16 protein-coding genes are annotated in these 15,683 nt (G+C 63.5%); 4 read left to right on the top strand and 12 right to left on the bottom strand.

Going from position 1 to position 15,683, the window contains the following annotated elements; translation table 11 throughout:
- Positions 1-38: 38 nt before the first annotated feature.
- A complete protein-coding gene (locus M5C01_RS09210; protein WP_103495506.1) occupies positions 39-416 on the top strand; it encodes an SCP2 sterol-binding domain-containing protein in 378 nt (125 codons plus the stop codon).
- Between the two features lie 218 nt (positions 417-634).
- Here the strand turns inward: M5C01_RS09210 and M5C01_RS09205 are convergent, their stop codons facing one another.
- The 6 genes from M5C01_RS09205 to exbB all read right to left on the bottom strand — a co-directional run bounded on the left by M5C01_RS09205 (position 635) and on the right by exbB (position 7,842).
- A complete protein-coding gene (locus M5C01_RS09205; protein ID WP_152736663.1) occupies positions 635-2,035 on the bottom strand; it encodes an aminoacyl-tRNA deacylase and HDOD domain-containing protein in 1,401 nt (466 codons plus the stop codon).
- A gap of 78 nt (positions 2,036-2,113) precedes the next feature.
- Entirely contained in the window at positions 2,114-4,189 is a 2,076-nt protein-coding gene (recG, locus tag M5C01_RS09200) for an ATP-dependent DNA helicase RecG (RefSeq protein WP_178129712.1), read from the bottom strand.
- 5 nt (positions 4,190-4,194) lie between these two features.
- Positions 4,195-5,115 carry a hydrogen peroxide-inducible genes activator gene (locus M5C01_RS09195; RefSeq protein ID WP_103499764.1) on the bottom strand — a complete coding sequence of 307 codons (921 nt, stop codon included), beginning with the start codon at positions 5,113-5,115 and terminating at the stop codon, positions 4,195-4,197.
- 562 nt (positions 5,116-5,677) lie between these two features.
- Positions 5,678-6,427, bottom strand: a complete 750-nt coding sequence (locus M5C01_RS09190; RefSeq protein ID WP_152736665.1) for an energy transducer TonB — start codon at positions 6,425-6,427, stop codon at positions 5,678-5,680.
- Positions 6,424-6,849, bottom strand: a complete 426-nt coding sequence (exbD, locus tag M5C01_RS09185) for a TonB system transport protein ExbD (protein WP_100942193.1) — start codon at positions 6,847-6,849, stop codon at positions 6,424-6,426. The genes M5C01_RS09190 and exbD overlap by 4 nt, the downstream gene beginning before the upstream one ends.
- A 6-nt stretch (positions 6,850-6,855) precedes the next feature.
- Positions 6,856-7,842 carry a tonB-system energizer ExbB gene (gene exbB / locus M5C01_RS09180; RefSeq protein WP_152736666.1) on the bottom strand — a complete coding sequence of 329 codons (987 nt, stop codon included), beginning with the start codon at positions 7,840-7,842 and terminating at the stop codon, positions 6,856-6,858.
- Positions 7,843-8,034: 192 nt separating this feature from the next.
- On the opposite strand from exbB, the gene M5C01_RS09175 reads away from it, so the two are divergent.
- Positions 8,035-8,892 (top strand): NAD-dependent epimerase/dehydratase family protein, encoded by an 858-nt coding sequence (locus M5C01_RS09175; protein WP_152736667.1) that lies wholly within the window; start codon positions 8,035-8,037, stop codon positions 8,890-8,892.
- A 2-nt stretch (positions 8,893-8,894) separates the two neighbouring features.
- On the opposite strand, the gene M5C01_RS09170 is transcribed toward M5C01_RS09175, so the two are convergent.
- The 6 genes from M5C01_RS09170 to M5C01_RS09145 all read right to left on the bottom strand — a co-directional run bounded on the left by M5C01_RS09170 (position 8,895) and on the right by M5C01_RS09145 (position 14,227).
- Complete coding sequence (locus M5C01_RS09170) at positions 8,895-9,629, bottom strand: hypothetical protein (protein ID WP_103499219.1); 735 nt, start codon at positions 9,627-9,629, stop codon at positions 8,895-8,897.
- A gap of 86 nt (positions 9,630-9,715) precedes the next feature.
- Complete coding sequence (locus tag M5C01_RS09165; protein WP_040071713.1) at positions 9,716-10,096, bottom strand: RidA family protein; 381 nt, start codon at positions 10,094-10,096, stop codon at positions 9,716-9,718.
- 37 nt (positions 10,097-10,133) lie between these two features.
- Positions 10,134-12,239, bottom strand: coding sequence for a bifunctional GTP diphosphokinase/guanosine-3',5'-bis pyrophosphate 3'-pyrophosphohydrolase (spoT, locus tag M5C01_RS09160; protein WP_103499220.1), 2,106 nt, complete (start codon positions 12,237-12,239; stop codon positions 10,134-10,136).
- A gap of 60 nt (positions 12,240-12,299) precedes the next feature.
- On the bottom strand, positions 12,300-12,563 hold the full coding sequence (gene rpoZ / locus M5C01_RS09155) for a DNA-directed RNA polymerase subunit omega (RefSeq protein WP_103499221.1): 264 nt from the start codon (positions 12,561-12,563) through the stop codon (positions 12,300-12,302).
- Between the two features lie 167 nt (positions 12,564-12,730).
- The gene (gene gmk / locus M5C01_RS09150; protein ID WP_103499222.1) at positions 12,731-13,351 is read right to left on the bottom strand and encodes a guanylate kinase; all 621 of its coding nucleotides are present in this window, start codon (positions 13,349-13,351) and stop codon (positions 12,731-12,733) included.
- Between the two features lie 12 nt (positions 13,352-13,363).
- Positions 13,364-14,227, bottom strand: coding sequence for a YicC/YloC family endoribonuclease (locus tag M5C01_RS09145; protein ID WP_103499223.1), 864 nt, complete (start codon positions 14,225-14,227; stop codon positions 13,364-13,366).
- Between the two features lie 318 nt (positions 14,228-14,545).
- Between M5C01_RS09145 and rph the strand changes: the two genes are divergently transcribed.
- Positions 14,546-15,268 (top strand): ribonuclease PH, encoded by a 723-nt coding sequence (gene rph, locus M5C01_RS09140; protein ID WP_103497884.1) that lies wholly within the window; start codon positions 14,546-14,548, stop codon positions 15,266-15,268.
- 34 nt (positions 15,269-15,302) lie between these two features.
- Complete coding sequence (locus M5C01_RS09135; protein WP_103497885.1) at positions 15,303-15,671, top strand: DUF4870 domain-containing protein; 369 nt, start codon at positions 15,303-15,305, stop codon at positions 15,669-15,671.
- Positions 15,672-15,683 lie beyond the last annotated feature (12 nt).

Below are 15,683 nucleotides of genomic sequence, written 5' to 3'. Positions count from 1 at the left end.
TGCGCCGGCCGTTAATCTTTTCTGCCGAGGCTGTGTGCATGAAATTTCGTTTTCTTCTCTGGGCACTGGGTCTGTTGATGGCCCGGGCCAGCCGTAAAAACCCCGCCTTCCAGCAGCAACTGGCCGACAAGGCCCTGGTGTTCCAGCTGCAGACGCTCGACGGCAAGGTTGCCCGTCACTTTATCGTCAAGGATCAGCGCATCAGCAGCCGCTCCGGGACTTATCCGGAGCCTGCGTTTGCGATTGCCTTCAAGGATGCCGCCTATGGCTTCGCCACGCTGCAGGCGAAGAACAAGCAACTGGCGTTCATGACGGGGATTCAGGACAAGTCGATCCAGATCAAGGGCAATCCGGCGTTGGTGATGTGGTTCCAGGGCTTGATGAAGTACCTTAAGCCGCGGAAGAAAAAAGCCTGAGTCGGCTCTGATTTTCACCACATGGCTGGAAATCGGCGCCGAATTGTAGGGGTAGGGCTTGTCGGGACGCTGCACCGCCGCGAAGCTTTTGGCGGCCTCAAGGGCCTCTTCGCTGGCAAGCCAGGCTCCTACAGTTCCGTGTCGTTCGCACAATTTGTGATCGGCGCTGAAACTGTAGGAGCAAGCTTGCTCGCGATAGCGGTGTTCCAGACTCCGCTTTATCCCTGGCTGAACTGCGAAGCCAGTTCGCGCAACAGCACTTCGGCTTCCAGCACCTTGTTCACCACATCGTCGGCCTTGTCGCGGGACAGCCCCAGGCGTTCCAGCAAGGCATCCGGAATCTCTTCATCCGGGCCCGAGCCGATATTGCGGCTGCGCAGCAGGCGTACCGACAGGCACACCAGGTTCGGATAGGCGGCATAGTCGCCGTCGTAGCCCGGATCGTGCTGGAAGCGCAGCGCGGTGGACAGCTCCTCCGGCATATCCCAGTAACGCATCAGCCAGGCACCGATCTGCTCGCGGCTGATACCCAGCAAATGCTGCTCGATATAGCTGTGGCACAGGTGCGGATTGACCTCCAGGTGCCGGCAGATCAGCGAGAAATGCGGCGGGAAGACGTGGGCCAGCAGCAGGTAGCCGAAGTTGTGCAGCAAGCCGGCCAGGTAGGTCAGGCCCGCTTCCGGGCGCTGGGCGCGGGGCATGGCGCGGGTCAGGCCTTCGATCACCGCGGCGGTGTAGATCGATTGCTGCCAGTAAGGCGTGCTGTGTTGCGGGTGGTCCTTGGGCAGGCTCAGGGTCTTGCCCAGGGCCAGGCCCAGCGCCAGGTTGATCACCAGGTCGAAACCGAGCACGCGGACAATCGCATCTTCCACCGAGCGGATCTTGCCTGGCGAGGCGTAGTAGGGCGAGGCCGCCCAACTCACGACCTGGGCCGCCAGCGACGGGTCTGTTTCGACCACGCCGGTGATGTCGTCGATGGTCGCGTCGGGGTCGACCCGCAGCTTGATGATCTTTTGTGCGGTTTCCGCCAGGGGCGGAATCTCGATGGTCGCTTCCAGGCGCTGCTGGATCCGCCGCGCGGTGAAGGCTTGCACGGCCTGGGTGATTTCCTCGCGGTCATCATGAGGGCGGTCGAGGTTGGGGCGGATACTGGATACGGCTTCGCCGAAACTGGCGGCGCTGGCCTTGCTCAGCATGCCCTTGAAGTCGTCGCTGGAAATTTCCAGCAGCAGGCCGGCTTCACCGGAGTCGATCAGCAGGCTCGGTACACGCAGCAGTTGCTCTTCGTACAGGCACGGCGAACTGGTCAGTCCGGGCAGGCCCGGCAGCAGATGCAGGTTGTGTTTGCCGAGCATGCGTTCCATGCGTTCGGTGGGCACCGCCGTCAGGCGCCGGCCGGTCAATTCGGTCAGGCGGTTGAGGTCGAGCAGTTGGTCCTGGGGAAACAGGACCATCAGTGCACCGACTGCATCGTCGAGCAGCACGGCCTGGACCTTGCGCGCGGCCGGCAGACCAGGGTGGTCCAGGACTTCGCTATAGCGGATGGCGAGCTTGTCGAGCAGCAGCCGGACCACAGACGGGGTGTGCGGGGTTGCATCGATGAGGGCAACTTCTGTCATGGTCTGTATCCGGGTTCCTACAATTTTCCCAGTATAACCAGCTTGGCCGTCCTAATGGTCTATAAACTGTGAGGTCTATCACACTTGGCCGTATTGCTGGCCATGGCGCAGCCAGCGGTCGAGCAGCGGGCTGACATGCTGCGGCCAGCGTGCCATCAGGGCTTGCGCGGCATCGCGGACCGCCGGCAGCAGATCGGCGTCGCGCATCAGGTCGGCGACCTTGAATTGCAGGAGCCCGGTCTGGCGGGTGCCGAGCATTTCCCCGGGACCGCGCAGCTCCAGATCCTTCTCGGCGATGATGAAGCCGTCGTTGGTCTCGCGCATGATCCCCAGGCGTTGGCGACCGATCTGTGACAGCGGCGGATGGTAGAGCAGCACGCAGTGGCTGGCGGCGCTGCCCCGGCCGACCCGGCCACGCAGCTGGTGCAGTTGCGCCAGGCCCAGGCGCTCGGGGTTCTCGATGATCATCAGGCTGGCATTGGGCACGTCGACACCGACTTCGATCACCGTGGTTGCCACCAGCAGTTGCAGGGCGCCGGCCTTGAATTCAGCCATCACCGCCGCCTTTTCCGCCGGTTTCATACGTCCGTGGATCAAGCCGACGCGCAGTTCGCCGAGGGCTGCGGTGAGCTCTTCGAAGGTGGTTTCGGCGGCCTGGCAGGTGAGTTCCTCGGATTCCTCGATCAGTGTGCAGACCCAATAGGCCTGGCGGCCTTCGGCACAGGCGGCACGCACCCGTTCCACCACTTCGAAGCGCCGGCTGTCGGTCACCAGCACGGTGTTCACCGGCGTGCGGCCTGGCGGCAGTTCGTCGAGGATCGAGGTGTCGAGGTCGGCATAGGCGCTCATGGCCAAGGTCCGCGGGATTGGCGTGGCGGTCATGATCAACTGGTGCGGGCACATCCGTCCGCCGACGCCTTTCTGGCGCAGGGCCAGGCGTTGCTGGACGCCGAAGCGGTGCTGTTCGTCGATGATCACCAGGGCCAGGTTCTTGAACTGCACTTCGTCCTGGAACAGCGCGTGGGTGCCGACCACCATCGGCGTGCCGCCAGCGATCTGCTCCAGGGCGGCGACCCGGGCCTTGCCCTTGAGCTTGCCAGCCAGCCAGGCGGTTTCGATGCCCAGCGGTGCCAGCCAGCGCTGGAAGTTGATGAAGTGTTGTTCGGCCAGGATCTCGGTCGGTGCCATCAATGCCACCTGGTAGCCGGCTTCCAGGGCCTGCAAGGCGGCGAGGGCGGCGACCACGGTCTTGCCGGCGCCGACGTCGCCCTGGATCAGCCGCAGCATCGGCTCCGGCTGGCTGAGGTCATAGGCCACTTCGTTGCCGACCCGTTGCTGGGCGCCGGTCGGCGGGAAGCCGAGGTTGGCGAGAAACTGCCCGGGCAGCCGTTGCGCTTTTGGCAGGGCCGGTGCGCGCAGGGCCTTCAGGCTTTCGCGCAGGCGTTGCTGGGACAGCTGATGCGTCAGCAGTTCCTCGAAGGCCAGGCGGTGTTGGGCCCAGTGATGACCGAGGGCGAGTTCGTCGACATCGGCATCGGCGGGTGGTTGGTGCAGATAGCGGATGGCTTCGTCCAGCGGCGCGAGATGATAGTCGCGGGCCAGTTCCTGGGGCAGCCAATCCGGCAGGCTGCGCGGGCCGAGCATCGCCAGGCTTTGCTGGCAGAGTTGGCGCAGGCGTTGCTGGGTCAGGCCTTCGGTCAGCGGGTAGATCGGCGTCAGGGTGGTGTCCACCGGCGGCGGTTCGTCGCCGCTGATGGCGCGGTATTCCGGGTGGTAGATTTCCAGGCCGGAGGCGCCGGGGCGGGCTTCGCCGTAGCAGCGGACATGGGTGCCGCGCTTGAGGCCGTCCTTTTGCGCTGTGCTGAAATGGTAGAAGCGCAGGCTCAGGCTACCGGTGCCGTCGTTGAGGCGCACCAACAGGCTGCGGCGCTTGCCCATGACCACATCGGCGCCGCTGACCACGCCCTCGATCACCGCGTCCTGGCCCGGACGCAGGGCGCCGATGGGTACCACACGGGTGCGGTCCTGGTAGCGCAGGGGCAAGTGGAAGAGCACGTCCTGGAGATTCTCCAGGCCGACCTTGGCCAGCTTTTCGGCCATGGCCTCGCCGACACCCTTGAGTGCCGTGACCGACACTTGCGACAGTTCAGCCACGTCGATCAGCTCGCTGCGGGAGGCTTGGCCACCGAGCACAGGCGGATCGAGTCGGCGAGGATTTCAATCGCCTTGGGCCGCGGGAAGCTGGCGCGCCAGGCGATGGCCACGGTGCGGAACGGCACCGGCGGCGTCAGCGGACGTACTTCGATCACGCCGGGAGCGTAGTGATGGCTGTCCACGGCCGACAGCGGCAGAACCGAAATGCCCAGGCCGGAAGCGACCATATGGCGGATGGTTTCCAGCGAGCTGGACTCGACCGTGGTGTGCCGGGCCGCATCGCCGCCCTTGGCCAGGGTCGGGCAGGCTTCGAGGACCTGGTCGCGGAAGCAGTGGCCTTCGCCCAGCAGCAACAGGCTCTTGTCGTTGAGCAGGGCGCTGTCGATGGTTTCCTTCTTGGTCCAGGGGTGCGAGGCCGGCATCAGGACGTAGAACGGTTCGTCGTAGAGCGGCAGGGTCAGCACATCGGCTTCATTGAACGGCAGGGCGATGATCACCGCGTCCAGTTCGCCGTTGCGCAGCTTGTCGCGCAGCACGTGGGTGAAGTTTTCTTCGATATACAACGGCATCTGCGGGGCGACCCGGTGCAGTTGCGGAATCAGGTGCGGGAACAGGTATGGGCCGACGGTGTAGATGGCGCCGACTTTCAGCGGGGCTGTCAGCTGGTTTTTCCCGGCCTGGGCCAGTTCGCGGATGCCCTGGGCCTGCTCGAGGACCTTCTGCGCCTGGGCAACGATGGTTTCGCCGACGGGGGTCAGGCGCACGGCGCTCTTGCTGCGCTCGAAAATCAGCACACCGAGTTCGTCCTCGAGCTTTTTCACGCCGACCGACAGGGTCGGCTGGCTGACATGACAACGCTCGGCCGCGTGGCCAAAGTGTTGTTCCTGGGCGAGAGTGACGATATAGCGTAGTTCAGTAAGAGTCATAGCGAGCGTCCATGAGGTTGCCGGGCCAAGCATAACGGCTGCAATCGATAGACGCACGTTATCAGACGCAGGAAGAACGACGATTGTCGTTCAGGGCGGTTTTAGTGGGTTTTTGTTCGGGCGGTAGGACGTGAACTTGTGTGAGGGCGTGGCGGAGATTTTGTGGGAGCGAAGCTTTTGGCGGCCTTGAGGGCCTCTTCGCTGGCAAGCCAGGCTCCTACAGTTCTGGGTCGTTCGCACAATTTGTGATCGGCGCCGGACTTGTAGGAGCAGGGCTTGCCCGCGAAGCTTTTGGCGACCTTGAGGGCCTCATCGCTGGCAAGCCAGGCTCCTACAGTTCTGGGTCGTTCGCACAATTTGTGATCGGCGCCGGACTGTAGGAGCAGGGCTTGCCCGCGAAGCTTTTGGCGACCTTGAGGGCCTCTTCGCTGGCAAGCCAGGCTCCTACAGTTCTGGGTCGTTCGCACAATTTGTGATCAGCGCCGGACTTGTAGGAGCAGGGCTTGCCCGCGAAGCTTTTGGCGGCCTCAAGAGCCTCTTCGTTGGCAAGCTCCTGCGGTGTCTAGCGGTTGCGCTTGTCGATGGAGTAGACGAACGGCGCGACGATCTCGATGCTGCCGTTGGTCAGCATATCGGCCGGCGGCTTGGGCAGCGGTTGGGCGCGACGGATCATTTCCAGGGTGGCCCGGTCCAGATCGGCATTGCCCGAGCGGCCCACCAGCTCATACGAGAGCACCTTGCCTTCGGCATCGACCACGAAGCGCAGGCGGTTCAGACCTTCCTTGCCCCGTGACTGTGCAGCCGGCGGGTACTTCTTGTACTTGCTCAGGTGAGCCAGCAAGGTGCCTTCCCAACTGGCTTTCGCCGCGATCTGCTGGGGCGAAGGGCCCGGCGCCGGTGCCGCGGATTTCTCCGCTGGCGTGTTGGTCGGCGGCGTATCGGAAGGTTTCTCTTCCGTCGGCTTTTCCTTCACCGGCTCGGGCTTCGCCTGGGGCTTGGGCGGCTGCGGCTTGGGTTTCGGCTTGACCGGCTTGGGCACCGAGATCGTCGGCTTCGGCGCTTCGGCCAGCTTGGGCAACGGCAGCTCTTCCACCGGCGCGGGCGGCTGTGGTGGCGTGATGACCTTGGGCGGTGCCGGTGGCGGTGGAGCCGGGGGCAGTGGCGCCAGTTCGACCATCATCGCCTGGGGCGGCAGCTCGATGGGCTTGGACACCGACCAGTTCAAGGTGGCGATGATCGCCACCGCATGAATGCCCAGCACCAGGCCCAGGCTGGCGCCATAACGCGTCAGCTTTTGGCGCGTATTGATCATTTCTTGGCTGCCGTCTCGAGTCCGACCAGGCCGACCTTCAGGTAACCGGCGGCGCGCAAGGCATCCATCACGCGCATCAGGTCGCCATAGTCCACGCCTTTATCGGCCTGGAAGAAAATGGTCGTGTCCTTCTTGCCGTGGGTCCGGGCGTCGAGGGTCGGGCCCAGGGCCTCGGCCTTGACTTCGTCTTCACCGAGGAACAGGCGCTGGTCGGACTTGACGCTGAGGAACACCGGCTTTTCCGGTCGCGGTGCCGGTTTGGCGGTGGACGCGGGCAGGTCGACCTTGATATCCACGGTGGCCAGGGGGGCGGCCACCATAAAGATGATCAGCAGTACCAGCATCACGTCGATAAACGGCGTGACGTTGATTTCGTGGTTTTCGGCGAGATCATCGCCGCCTTCGTTCAAATGCAGGCCCATGGCTGATTACCCCACTTTCACCATGTGCGGCGCGTGTGCGGGGCGCTCGGACGGCTGGTGGTCGAGGTCACGGCTGACCAGCAGCAGGACCTGGGCGGAGGCGTCGGAGACCTGGGCCTTGTAGCCGGCGATGGAGCGGGCGAAGACGTTGTAGATCACCACGGCCGGGATCGCTGCGACCAGGCCGAAGGCAGTGGCCAGCAGGGCTTCGGCGATACCCGGCGCGACCACGGCAAGGTTGGTGGTCTGGGTTTTCGCGATGCCGATAAAGCTGTTCATGATGCCCCACACGGTGCCGAACAGGCCGACGAAGGGCGCGGTGGAACCGATGGTGGCGAGCACGCCGGTGCCGCTGCTCATGGTGCGACCGCAGGCGGCGACCAGGCGTTCGAGGCGGAAGCTCACGCGCTCCTTGATGCCTTCTCTTTCGCGGCTGTTGACCGACAGGTGCATTTCTTCCAGGGCGTCGTGGACCAGCAGGTGAGCGAGGCTGCCCTCCTGGTTGGCGGTCTCGCTGGCCTCCTTGAGGGTGCGGGCCTTTTTCAGGGCGAGCATCTCACGGCGCAGGCGACGCTTGGCGCCCAGCAGCTCGAAGCCTTTGGCGACCCAGATGGTCCAGGTGATGATCGAGGCGATGGCCAGGCCGATCATCACGATCTTGACGATGATATCGGCGTTCTTGTACATGCCCCAGGGTGACAGGTCGTGGGCCATGCCCAGGCTGTTGTCCTCGGCAGGCAGCGCGTCGGCATCGCCGGCGGGTGCGGCATTCTCGGTCTGGACTGGAACGGTGGCGGTCGGTGCGACGACAGGCGCGGCATGATCGGCCGGGGCCGGAACGACCGTCGCCGCAGGGGCGTGGGGCGCGGCTTCGTCGGCGAAGGTCAGGGTCGGCGCCAGCAACAGGCTGAGCAGCAAAGCCGCCGTCGAGCGCCAGGCGCGCGAGGTGCTATGGGGCTGGGGTGACGAAGCGGGGCGTTTATTGCGTGTCATGCTGGCCGGACCTGAGAGAAGATATGAAGAGGGTCTTGTCCTTCCAGGCCTCGTGGGGCCGAGAACATTTGGACGTGCATTATTGCAATTAATTCTTGTTAACAAAAGTAATAGCTTCTCTTTTTTTCTTCCATTGCTAACCGCTGGTCAATTTTCAGCACTCGTTTGTGGCTTTTTTCCTGGAGATCCGTGATGTCTGCTCCTTCTGTTCTGATTGCCGGTTGCGGCGATGTCGGTAGTCGCCTGGCGACGCAGTTGCTCGCCCAGGGTTGGCACGTCCATGGCCTGCGCCGCTCGATCGCGCGTTTGCCGGAGGGTGTCGTCGGGGTGGCGGGCGACCTGTTCGCCGAGCAGCGGCCTGACCGCTGGCCGAGTGGCCCGCTGGATTACCTGGTGTATTGCGCCGCGGCGACCGATCACGACGAGGCGGGTTATCGAGCAGCCTACGTCGATGGGTTGCGGCATGTATTGAGCTGGCTCAGGCAATCGGGCCAGCAGCCGCGGCGCCTGCTGTTCGTCTCCAGCAGCAGCGTGTATGTGCAGCAGAGCGGTGAGTGGGTCGACGAGACTGCGCCGACCGAAGCCGAAGGTTATTCCGGGCGCTTGATGCTGGAGGCCGAGCAGGTGGCGCTGGACAGCGGCATTCCGGCGACACGGGTGCGCCTGACCGGTATCTACGGTCCGGGTCGCGAGTGGTTGTTGACCCAGGTCCGGCGCGGTTATCGGGTGGCGGTGGAGCCGCCTTTATATGGCAATCGGATTCATGCCGACGACGCGGCCGGACTGTTGGCGTTTCTGCTGGAGGCTGATCGGGCCGGGAAGGTGTTGGAGGATTGTTATATCGGTGTCGATGATGCGCCGGCGCCCTTGGCAGAGGTGGTGGGCTGGTTGCGCGAATACCTGGGGGTGACCGAGTGGGCCGAGGGCGCCAGCGTTCGCCGCACCGGCAGCAAGCGCTGTAGCAATGCCCGGGCGCGGGCCCTGGGTTGGGCACCGCGTTATCCGAGTTTCCGCGAGGGTTATGCGGCGATTCTTGAGGGGCGTTGCTGAGGTTACTTCTCCAGCAACCACTGGCGAGGACCGGGGTTGAGCTGCGGCTGTTCATCGGCCTGGGCCGAGTTCAACGCCTGGAAGATTTCCAGTTGCTTGCCCTTGCGCACGAAGATCCAGGCGGCGCCCTTGCCGCCTTGCTGCAACCAGATGCTGTCGTTCTCGCCGCTCATGGAGGCGCAATCGCCGGCCAGGCACAGCGCGTAGCGATCGGCACCGGGCAAGCCTTCCAGGCGTCCGTCCGGCAGGAATTTCACCTGGCCGCCTTCGCCCGGGCCACTGCTGATCTTCCAGTCGCCACCCATGTAGGCCGCGTACAAGGCCTGCTCGAAGCTGGCACCCACCGGCGCGTTGGCCGGCAGTTCGGTCTGGGCCCGCACGAATGGCTGTTCAGGCTCCGAATCGCTGGCACTCTGGATCAGCTCCTTGCCGTCACGCGCCAGCGCAGTCCCGGCGCTGCCATAGAAGTCGACATGCCACTGCTTGCCGTCCGCGCGCACATGGCCCTCGGGGCGCTCGAAACCGTTGCTGTAGCGGGCCTGGCCGTTACGGGTGTCGATGCTCCATTCCAGGTTCGGCCCGTAGGTCTCCAGGGCTTCGCGCAAGCTGCCCTTTTTGACGGCGGCATCGATGGCGGCCTGGTTGATCCAGGTGCCGCTGATGTCGTATTTGGCAGGGTCGCTGGCGCAACCGCCGAGCAGGAGGGCAAACACCGAGAAGGCAAGCGCTTTGCGCATGGTGGAATCCTTTGCAGACGAAGCTGGCGCAGCGGGAGGGCTGCACCAGGCAGTGCGGGGTTGTTCGAGGGCGGCGTGGCTGGCAGTTACTCGAGGACCAGGATTGCGTCCATCTCGACCTGCGAGCCGCGTGGCAGGGCGGCAACACCGATGGCGGCCCGGGCCGGGTAAGGCTGCTGGAAGTACTTGCCCATGATCTCGTTGACCTTGGCGAAGTGGCTCAGGTCGGTGAGGAAGATGTTCAGCTTGACGATGTCCTTGAACGAACCGCCGGCGGCTTCGGCCACGGCCTTCAGGTTTTCGAAGACCTGTACGGTCTGGGCTTCGAAGCCTTCCACCAGTTCCATGGTTTTCGGGTCCAGGGGAATCTGGCCGGACATGTAGACGGTGTTCCCGGCCTTGATCGCCTGGGAGTAGGTGCCGATGGCGGCCGGTGCCTTGTCGCTGCTGATAACGGTCTTGCTCATGAACGGGTTCCTTGTAATGGACGGCTACGTTGGGGAGCTATGCGCGCATGCGGGTGATGCGGATCACCCCGGTCAGGGCGCGCAGTTTCTTGATCACGCGGGCCAGGTGCACGCGGTCGTGTACGCTGACCACCAGTTGGACCACGCTGATGCGACCATCGCGTTCGTCCATGCTGATTTTCTCGATATTGCCGTCGGCGGCATTGACGCTGCTGGCCAGCAGGGCGATCAGGCCGCGCTGGTGTTCCAGCTCGACGCGCAGCTCGACGTTGAATTCGCCGGTGACATCCTTGGCCCAGGAGAGCTGGATGCATTTTTCCGGATTGTGGCGGATTTCGCTGATATTGCGGCAGTTGTCCAGGTGCACCACCATGCCTTTGCCAGCGGACAGGTGGCCGACAATCGGGTCGCCCGGGATCGGCGTGCAGCACTTGGCGTAGCTGAGTACCAGGCCTTCGGTGCCACGGATCGCCAGCGGCCCTTCGGGGCTGGGCAATTGTTCGCCTTCGCCGAGCAGGCGACGGGCTACCACATAGGCCATGCGGTTGCCCAGGCCGATGTCTTCCAACAGGTCTTCGATCAGTTCCAGGCGGTATTCGTGGAGCATGGCCTGCACGCGCTCGCCGGAAATCTTGTCCAGGGCGCTGTCGAAACCGTTGAGCACCTTGTTCAGCAAGCGCTCGCCCAAGCTGATGGATTCGGAGCGGCGTTGCAGCTTCAGGGCATGGCGGATATGGGTGCGGGCCTTGCCGGTGACGACAAAGTTGAGCCAGGCCGGGTTCGGGCGCGCGCCGGGGGCGCTGACGATCTCCACCGTGGAGCCGCTTTGCAGCGGTTCGGACAGCGGTGCGAGACGGCGATTGATCCGACAGGCAATGCAGCTGTTGCCGACATCGGTGTGCACCGCGTAGGCAAAGTCCACTGCCGTGGAGCCTTTTGGCAGCTCCATGATCCGGCCCTTGGGCGTGAACACGTAGACCTCGTCCGGGAACAGGTCGATCTTCACGCTTTCGATGAATTCCAGGGAGTTGCCGGCCCGTTGCTGCATTTCCAGCACGCCCTTGACCCACTGGCGGGCCCGGGCATGGGTGCCCTTGGGCTGCTCGTCGCCGCTGGACTTGTACAGCCAGTGGGCGGCGATGCCATTGTTGGCCATCTCTTCCATCTCGCGGGTGCGAATCTGGATCTCGATCGGGACGCCGTGCATGCCGAACAGGGTGGTATGCAGCGACTGGTAGCCGTTGGCCTTGGGAATCGCGATGTAGTCCTTGAAGCGGCCGGGCAGGGGTTTGTACAGATTATGCACAGCGCCGAGGACCCGATAGCAGGTGTCGACCTTGTCGACGATGATCCGGAACGCATAGACGTCCATGATCTCGTTGAAGGCCCGGCGCTTGCCGCGCATTTTGGTGTAGATACCGTACAGGTGCTTCTGCCGTCCGCTGACCTCGCCCTGGATACCGTCGACGGCCAGGCAGTGGCTCAGGGACTCTTCGATCTTGTTGACGATTTCCTTGCGGTTGCCCCGGGCGCGCTTGACCGCCTGGTAGATCCGCGCGGAACGCATCGGGTGCATGGCCTTGAAGCCGAGGTCTTCGAATTCGATGCGGATCGCATGCATGCCCAGGCGGTTGGCGATGGGGGCATAGATCTCGAGGGTTTCCTTGGCGATGCGCCGGCGTTTTTCGCCGGACAGCACTTCAAGGGTGCGCATGTTGTGCAGGCGGTCGGCGAGCTTGACCAGGATCACGCGAATATCGCGGGCCATGGCCATGGCCATCTTCTGGAAGTTTTCCGCCTGGGCTTCGGCCTTGGTCTCGAAATTCATCTGGGTCAGTTTGCTGACCCCGTCGACCAGTTCGGCCACGGTTTCACCGAACTGCGCTTGCAGCGCTTCCTTGGCGATCCCGGTGTCTTCGATCACGTCATGGAGCATGGCCGCCATCAGGCTCTGATGGTCCATGTGCATGTCGGCAAGAATATTGGCCACCGCCAGCGGATGCGTGACGTAGGCTTCGCCGCTGCGACGGCGTTGACCGTCATGGGCTTGTTCGGCGTAGAAGTACGCCCGGCGGACCAGGTTGACCTGGTCGGCGCCGAGGTAGGTCGATAAGCGATCGGCGAGGGCGTCTATGCTCGGCATGAGGTTTCCCCCGGCCGAAGCCTTGTACCCTGCGCCGTGCTACGTCGACCAGGCATAGGCTTAGACGGCCTCGTTGGACTCGTCCTCGAAGGCGGCGAAGACCGGGTCTTCATGGACGATATCCTGTTCAGCGATGAACGCGTCCGTCACGTAGCCTTCGGCGATTTCCCGCAGGGCCATTACGGTTGGTTTGTCATTTTCCCACGCCAGCTTCGGCTCTTTGCCGCCGGTCGCCAGTTGACGAGCGCGCTTGGTGGAGAGCATGACCAGCTCAAAACGGTTAGCCACATGTTCTAGGCAGTCTTCAACGGTTACGCGGGCCATGGTGTTCCTCGTAGCAAATGCGGTAATCACGCTACCCGGATGGGCGAGCGGACTGAACAGTTTAAAAAATCACCAGCGTTTAGGGAAGCGCTGATTTTTCCAGGCGCTTCACCAACGCGCTACGAGTACCAATGTAAAGCCCTCGCGGCGCTTTTGGGAAGTGTTGCTTATGCCAGCAATTCACTCAAGAGCTGAGTGAAATGTTGCTGTTGGGGCAGCTGTTGCAAGCGATTGGCGCGGAAAATCGCCTTCAGATCGTCCAGTGCGTGGGCAAAATCGTCGTTGATGATCAGGAAATCATATTCGACGTAGTGGCTCATTTCGCTGACTGCTTCACGCATCCGCCCTTCGATGATCGCGTCGCTGTCCTGGCCACGGTTGGTCAGGCGCTGGCGCAGGGCCTGCTGGCTCGGCGGCAGGATAAAGATCGAGCGGGCCGCGGGCATTTGCCGACGTACTTGTTCGGCGCCCTGCCAGTCGATCTCCAGGATCAGGTCGTGGCCTTCGTCCAGGGTCTGTTGCAGGTGGCTCTGGGAGGTGCCGTAGAGGTTGCCGAAAACTTCCGCCTGCTCGAGGAAATCACCGTGCTCGACCATCCGCACGAACTCGGCGCGGTCGACGAAGTGGTAGTTCACGCCGTTGGCTTCGCCCGGGCGCATGGCGCGGGTGGTGTGCGAGACCGAGACGCGGATCTGCGGTTCGGCATCGATCAGGGCCTTGACCAGGCTGGTCTTGCCTGCGCCCGACGGTGCGGAAATGATGTAGAGGGTGCCAGTGCTGTGGGTCATGTCGGGTTAGCCTTACTCGATGTTCTGTACTTGTTCGCGCATTTGCTCGATCAACACCTTGAGGTTGACCGCCGCCTGGGTGCTGCGCGGGTCGAAGGCCTTGGAGCCGAGGGTGTTGGCTTCGCGGTTGAGTTCCTGCATCAGGAAGTCCAGGCGTCGGCCGGCCGCGCCGCCGGACTTGAGGACCCGGCGGACTTCGATGATATGGGTGGCGAGGCGGTCGAGTTCTTCGGCCACGTCGCTTTTCTGCGCCAGCAGGACCATTTCCTGCTCCAGGCGGGTCGGATCCAGCTCGGCTTTCATGTCGGCGAAGCGGTCGAGGACTTTCTGGCGCTGGGTGGCGAGCATCTGCGGAACCTGTTCGCGCAGGGTCGCGACATCGCCTTCGATGGCGTCCAGGCGCTCGACGATCAAGCGGGCCAGCTCCGCGCCTTCGCGCTGGCGGCCGTTCTTGAGTTCCTCGAGGCCTTGGGTGAACAGGGCCAAGGCTTCGTTGTTCAGGGCCTGCGGGTCGCTGGCGTCGGCCACCAGCACGCCGGGCCAGGCGAGCACTTCCAGCGGGTTCAGCGCGGCGGGCTGCTTGATCAGGCCGGCGACGGTTTCGGCGGCGGCGATCAGTTGGGTGGCGCGCTCGCGGTCGATCTGCAGGGCCTTGCCGGTGGTTTCCTCGGTAAAGCGCAGGGTGCATTCCAGCTTGCCCCGGGACAGGCCCTGGCGCAGGGCTTCGCGAACCGCGCCTTCGAGGTCGCGGAAGGATTCCGGCAAACGCAGGTGGGGTTCCAGGTAGCGGCTGTTGACCGAGCGCAGCTCCCAGCTCAGGGTGCCCTGGCTGACGGCGCTTTCGACGCGGGCGAAGGCGGTCATGCTGTGGACCATGGAAGTACCTCGCGATTCAGGTTCGCCGCCGTTTGGGCGGGCAATACCGATGAATGAATTAAAGCCGACGGGCAGCAAGGCGCAGGATTGTAGCGCAGTGCGGGCGCTGCCCCCAAACCCCCCGTAGGAGCGAGCTTGCTCGCGATGGTAGTCCAGGCACCGCGGGGTATCAGGTTTCCCGCGTTATCGTTGACGTCCATCGCGAGCAAGCTCGCTCCTACAGGGTCGGCGGGTGGCATCAGGTATTTAGAGGTGCCCAGCGCAGTCCCTGGCCTCTATAATGCCCAGTAGATTTCCGTCCTCGTACAGGTATTCCCAATGAAACGTCCAAGTGGTCGCGCTGCCGATCAGCTTCGCTCGATCCGCATCACCCGCAACTACACCAAACACGCCGAGGGGTCTGTACTGGTCGAGTTTGGTGATACCAAAGTGATTTGCACGGTCAGCGTCGAGAACGGTGTGCCGCGTTTCCTCAAGGGCCAGGGCCAGGGTTGGCTGACCGCCGAGTACGGCATGCTGCCGCGCGCCACCGGCGAGCGTAACCAGCGTGAGGCCAGCCGCGGCAAGCAAGGCGGCCGGACCCTGGAGATCCAGCGCCTGATCGGCCGTTCGCTGCGCGCCGCGCTGGATATGTCCAAGCTGGGCGATGTGACCCTGTATGTCGACTGCGATGTGATCCAGGCCGACGGCGGCACCCGCACCGCGTCCATCACCGGTGCCATGGTCGCGCTGGTCGACGCTTTGGCAGTGATCAAGAAGCGTGGCGGCCTGAAGGGCGGTAGCCCGCTCAAGCAGATGATCGCCGCGGTATCGGTGGGCATGTACCAGGGCGAGCCGGTGCTCGACCTGGACTACCTGGAAGACTCGGCCGCCGAGACCGACCTGAACGTGGTCATGACCAGCACCGGTGGTTTCATCGAAGTCCAGGGCACAGCCGAAGGCGCGCCGTTCCAGCCGGAAGACCTGAACGCGATGCTGGCATTGGCACAGAAAGGCATGAACGAAATCTTCGAATTGCAGAACGCCACCTTGGCCGACTGAGGATTCGAACCGTTACCAGCATAAGGAGAGCGCCATGAGTGACGAGCAACTACCCGTACCGACACCGAGCCAGGAAGTCAGGCAATGGGCGATGTTCTGTCATTTGTCGGCGTTTCTCGGCTACTGGTTTCCGTTCGGCAGCCTGATCGGGCCGCTGATCCTGTGGCAGATGAAGCGCGAGCAGGATCCGTTTATCGACGCCCAGGGCAAGGAAGCGCTGAACTTCCAGATCACCGTGGCGATTGCGGCGATGGTCTGCATCCCGCTGATGTTCGTGCTGATCGGCATTCCGCTGTTCGGTTTGCTGGTGATCGCGGCGGTGGTGTTGACCATCATTGCCGGGGTCAAGGCCAATGAAGGCGTGGCTTACCGCTATCCCTTCACCTGGCGGCCGATCAAGTAGGTCCTGGTGCTG

This window comes from Pseudomonas sp. MWU12-2319 (assembly GCF_023242525.1).
Lineage (GTDB): Bacteria > Pseudomonadota > Gammaproteobacteria > Pseudomonadales > Pseudomonadaceae > Aquipseudomonas > Aquipseudomonas gingeri_D.
This window is presented reverse-complemented; position numbering and strand designations above follow the sequence as displayed.

Bases quoted from the DNA above. Each gene is read 5' to 3' on its own strand.
- gmk (WP_103499222.1), bottom strand. From the start codon at position 13,351: ATGACCCACAGCACTGGCACCCTCTACATCATTTCCGCACCGTCGGGC.
- M5C01_RS09175 (WP_152736667.1), top strand. From the start codon at position 8,035: ATGTCTGCTCCTTCTGTTCTGATTGCCGGTTGCGGCGATGTCGGTAGT.
- M5C01_RS09165 (WP_040071713.1), bottom strand. From the start codon at position 10,096: ATGAGCAAGACCGTTATCAGCAGCGACAAGGCACCGGCCGCCATCGGC.
- M5C01_RS09190 (WP_152736665.1), bottom strand. From the start codon at position 6,427: ATGATCAATACGCGCCAAAAGCTGACGCGTTATGGCGCCAGCCTGGGC.
- M5C01_RS09210 (WP_103495506.1), top strand. From the start codon at position 39: ATGAAATTTCGTTTTCTTCTCTGGGCACTGGGTCTGTTGATGGCCCGG.
- M5C01_RS09205 (WP_152736663.1), bottom strand. From the start codon at position 2,035: ATGACAGAAGTTGCCCTCATCGATGCAACCCCGCACACCCCGTCTGTG.
- exbB (WP_152736666.1), bottom strand. From the start codon at position 7,842: ATGACACGCAATAAACGCCCCGCTTCGTCACCCCAGCCCCATAGCACC.
- M5C01_RS09170 (WP_103499219.1), bottom strand. From the start codon at position 9,629: ATGCGCAAAGCGCTTGCCTTCTCGGTGTTTGCCCTCCTGCTCGGCGGT.
- M5C01_RS09135 (WP_103497885.1), top strand. From the start codon at position 15,303: ATGAGTGACGAGCAACTACCCGTACCGACACCGAGCCAGGAAGTCAGG.
- M5C01_RS09195 (WP_103499764.1), bottom strand. From the start codon at position 5,115: ATGACTCTTACTGAACTACGCTATATCGTCACTCTCGCCCAGGAACAA.
- spoT (WP_103499220.1), bottom strand. From the start codon at position 12,239: ATGCCGAGCATAGACGCCCTCGCCGATCGCTTATCGACCTACCTCGGC.
- M5C01_RS09145 (WP_103499223.1), bottom strand. From the start codon at position 14,227: ATGGTCCACAGCATGACCGCCTTCGCCCGCGTCGAAAGCGCCGTCAGC.
- rph (WP_103497884.1), top strand. From the start codon at position 14,546: ATGAAACGTCCAAGTGGTCGCGCTGCCGATCAGCTTCGCTCGATCCGC.
- exbD (WP_100942193.1), bottom strand. From the start codon at position 6,849: ATGGGCCTGCATTTGAACGAAGGCGGCGATGATCTCGCCGAAAACCAC.
- rpoZ (WP_103499221.1), bottom strand. From the start codon at position 12,563: ATGGCCCGCGTAACCGTTGAAGACTGCCTAGAACATGTGGCTAACCGT.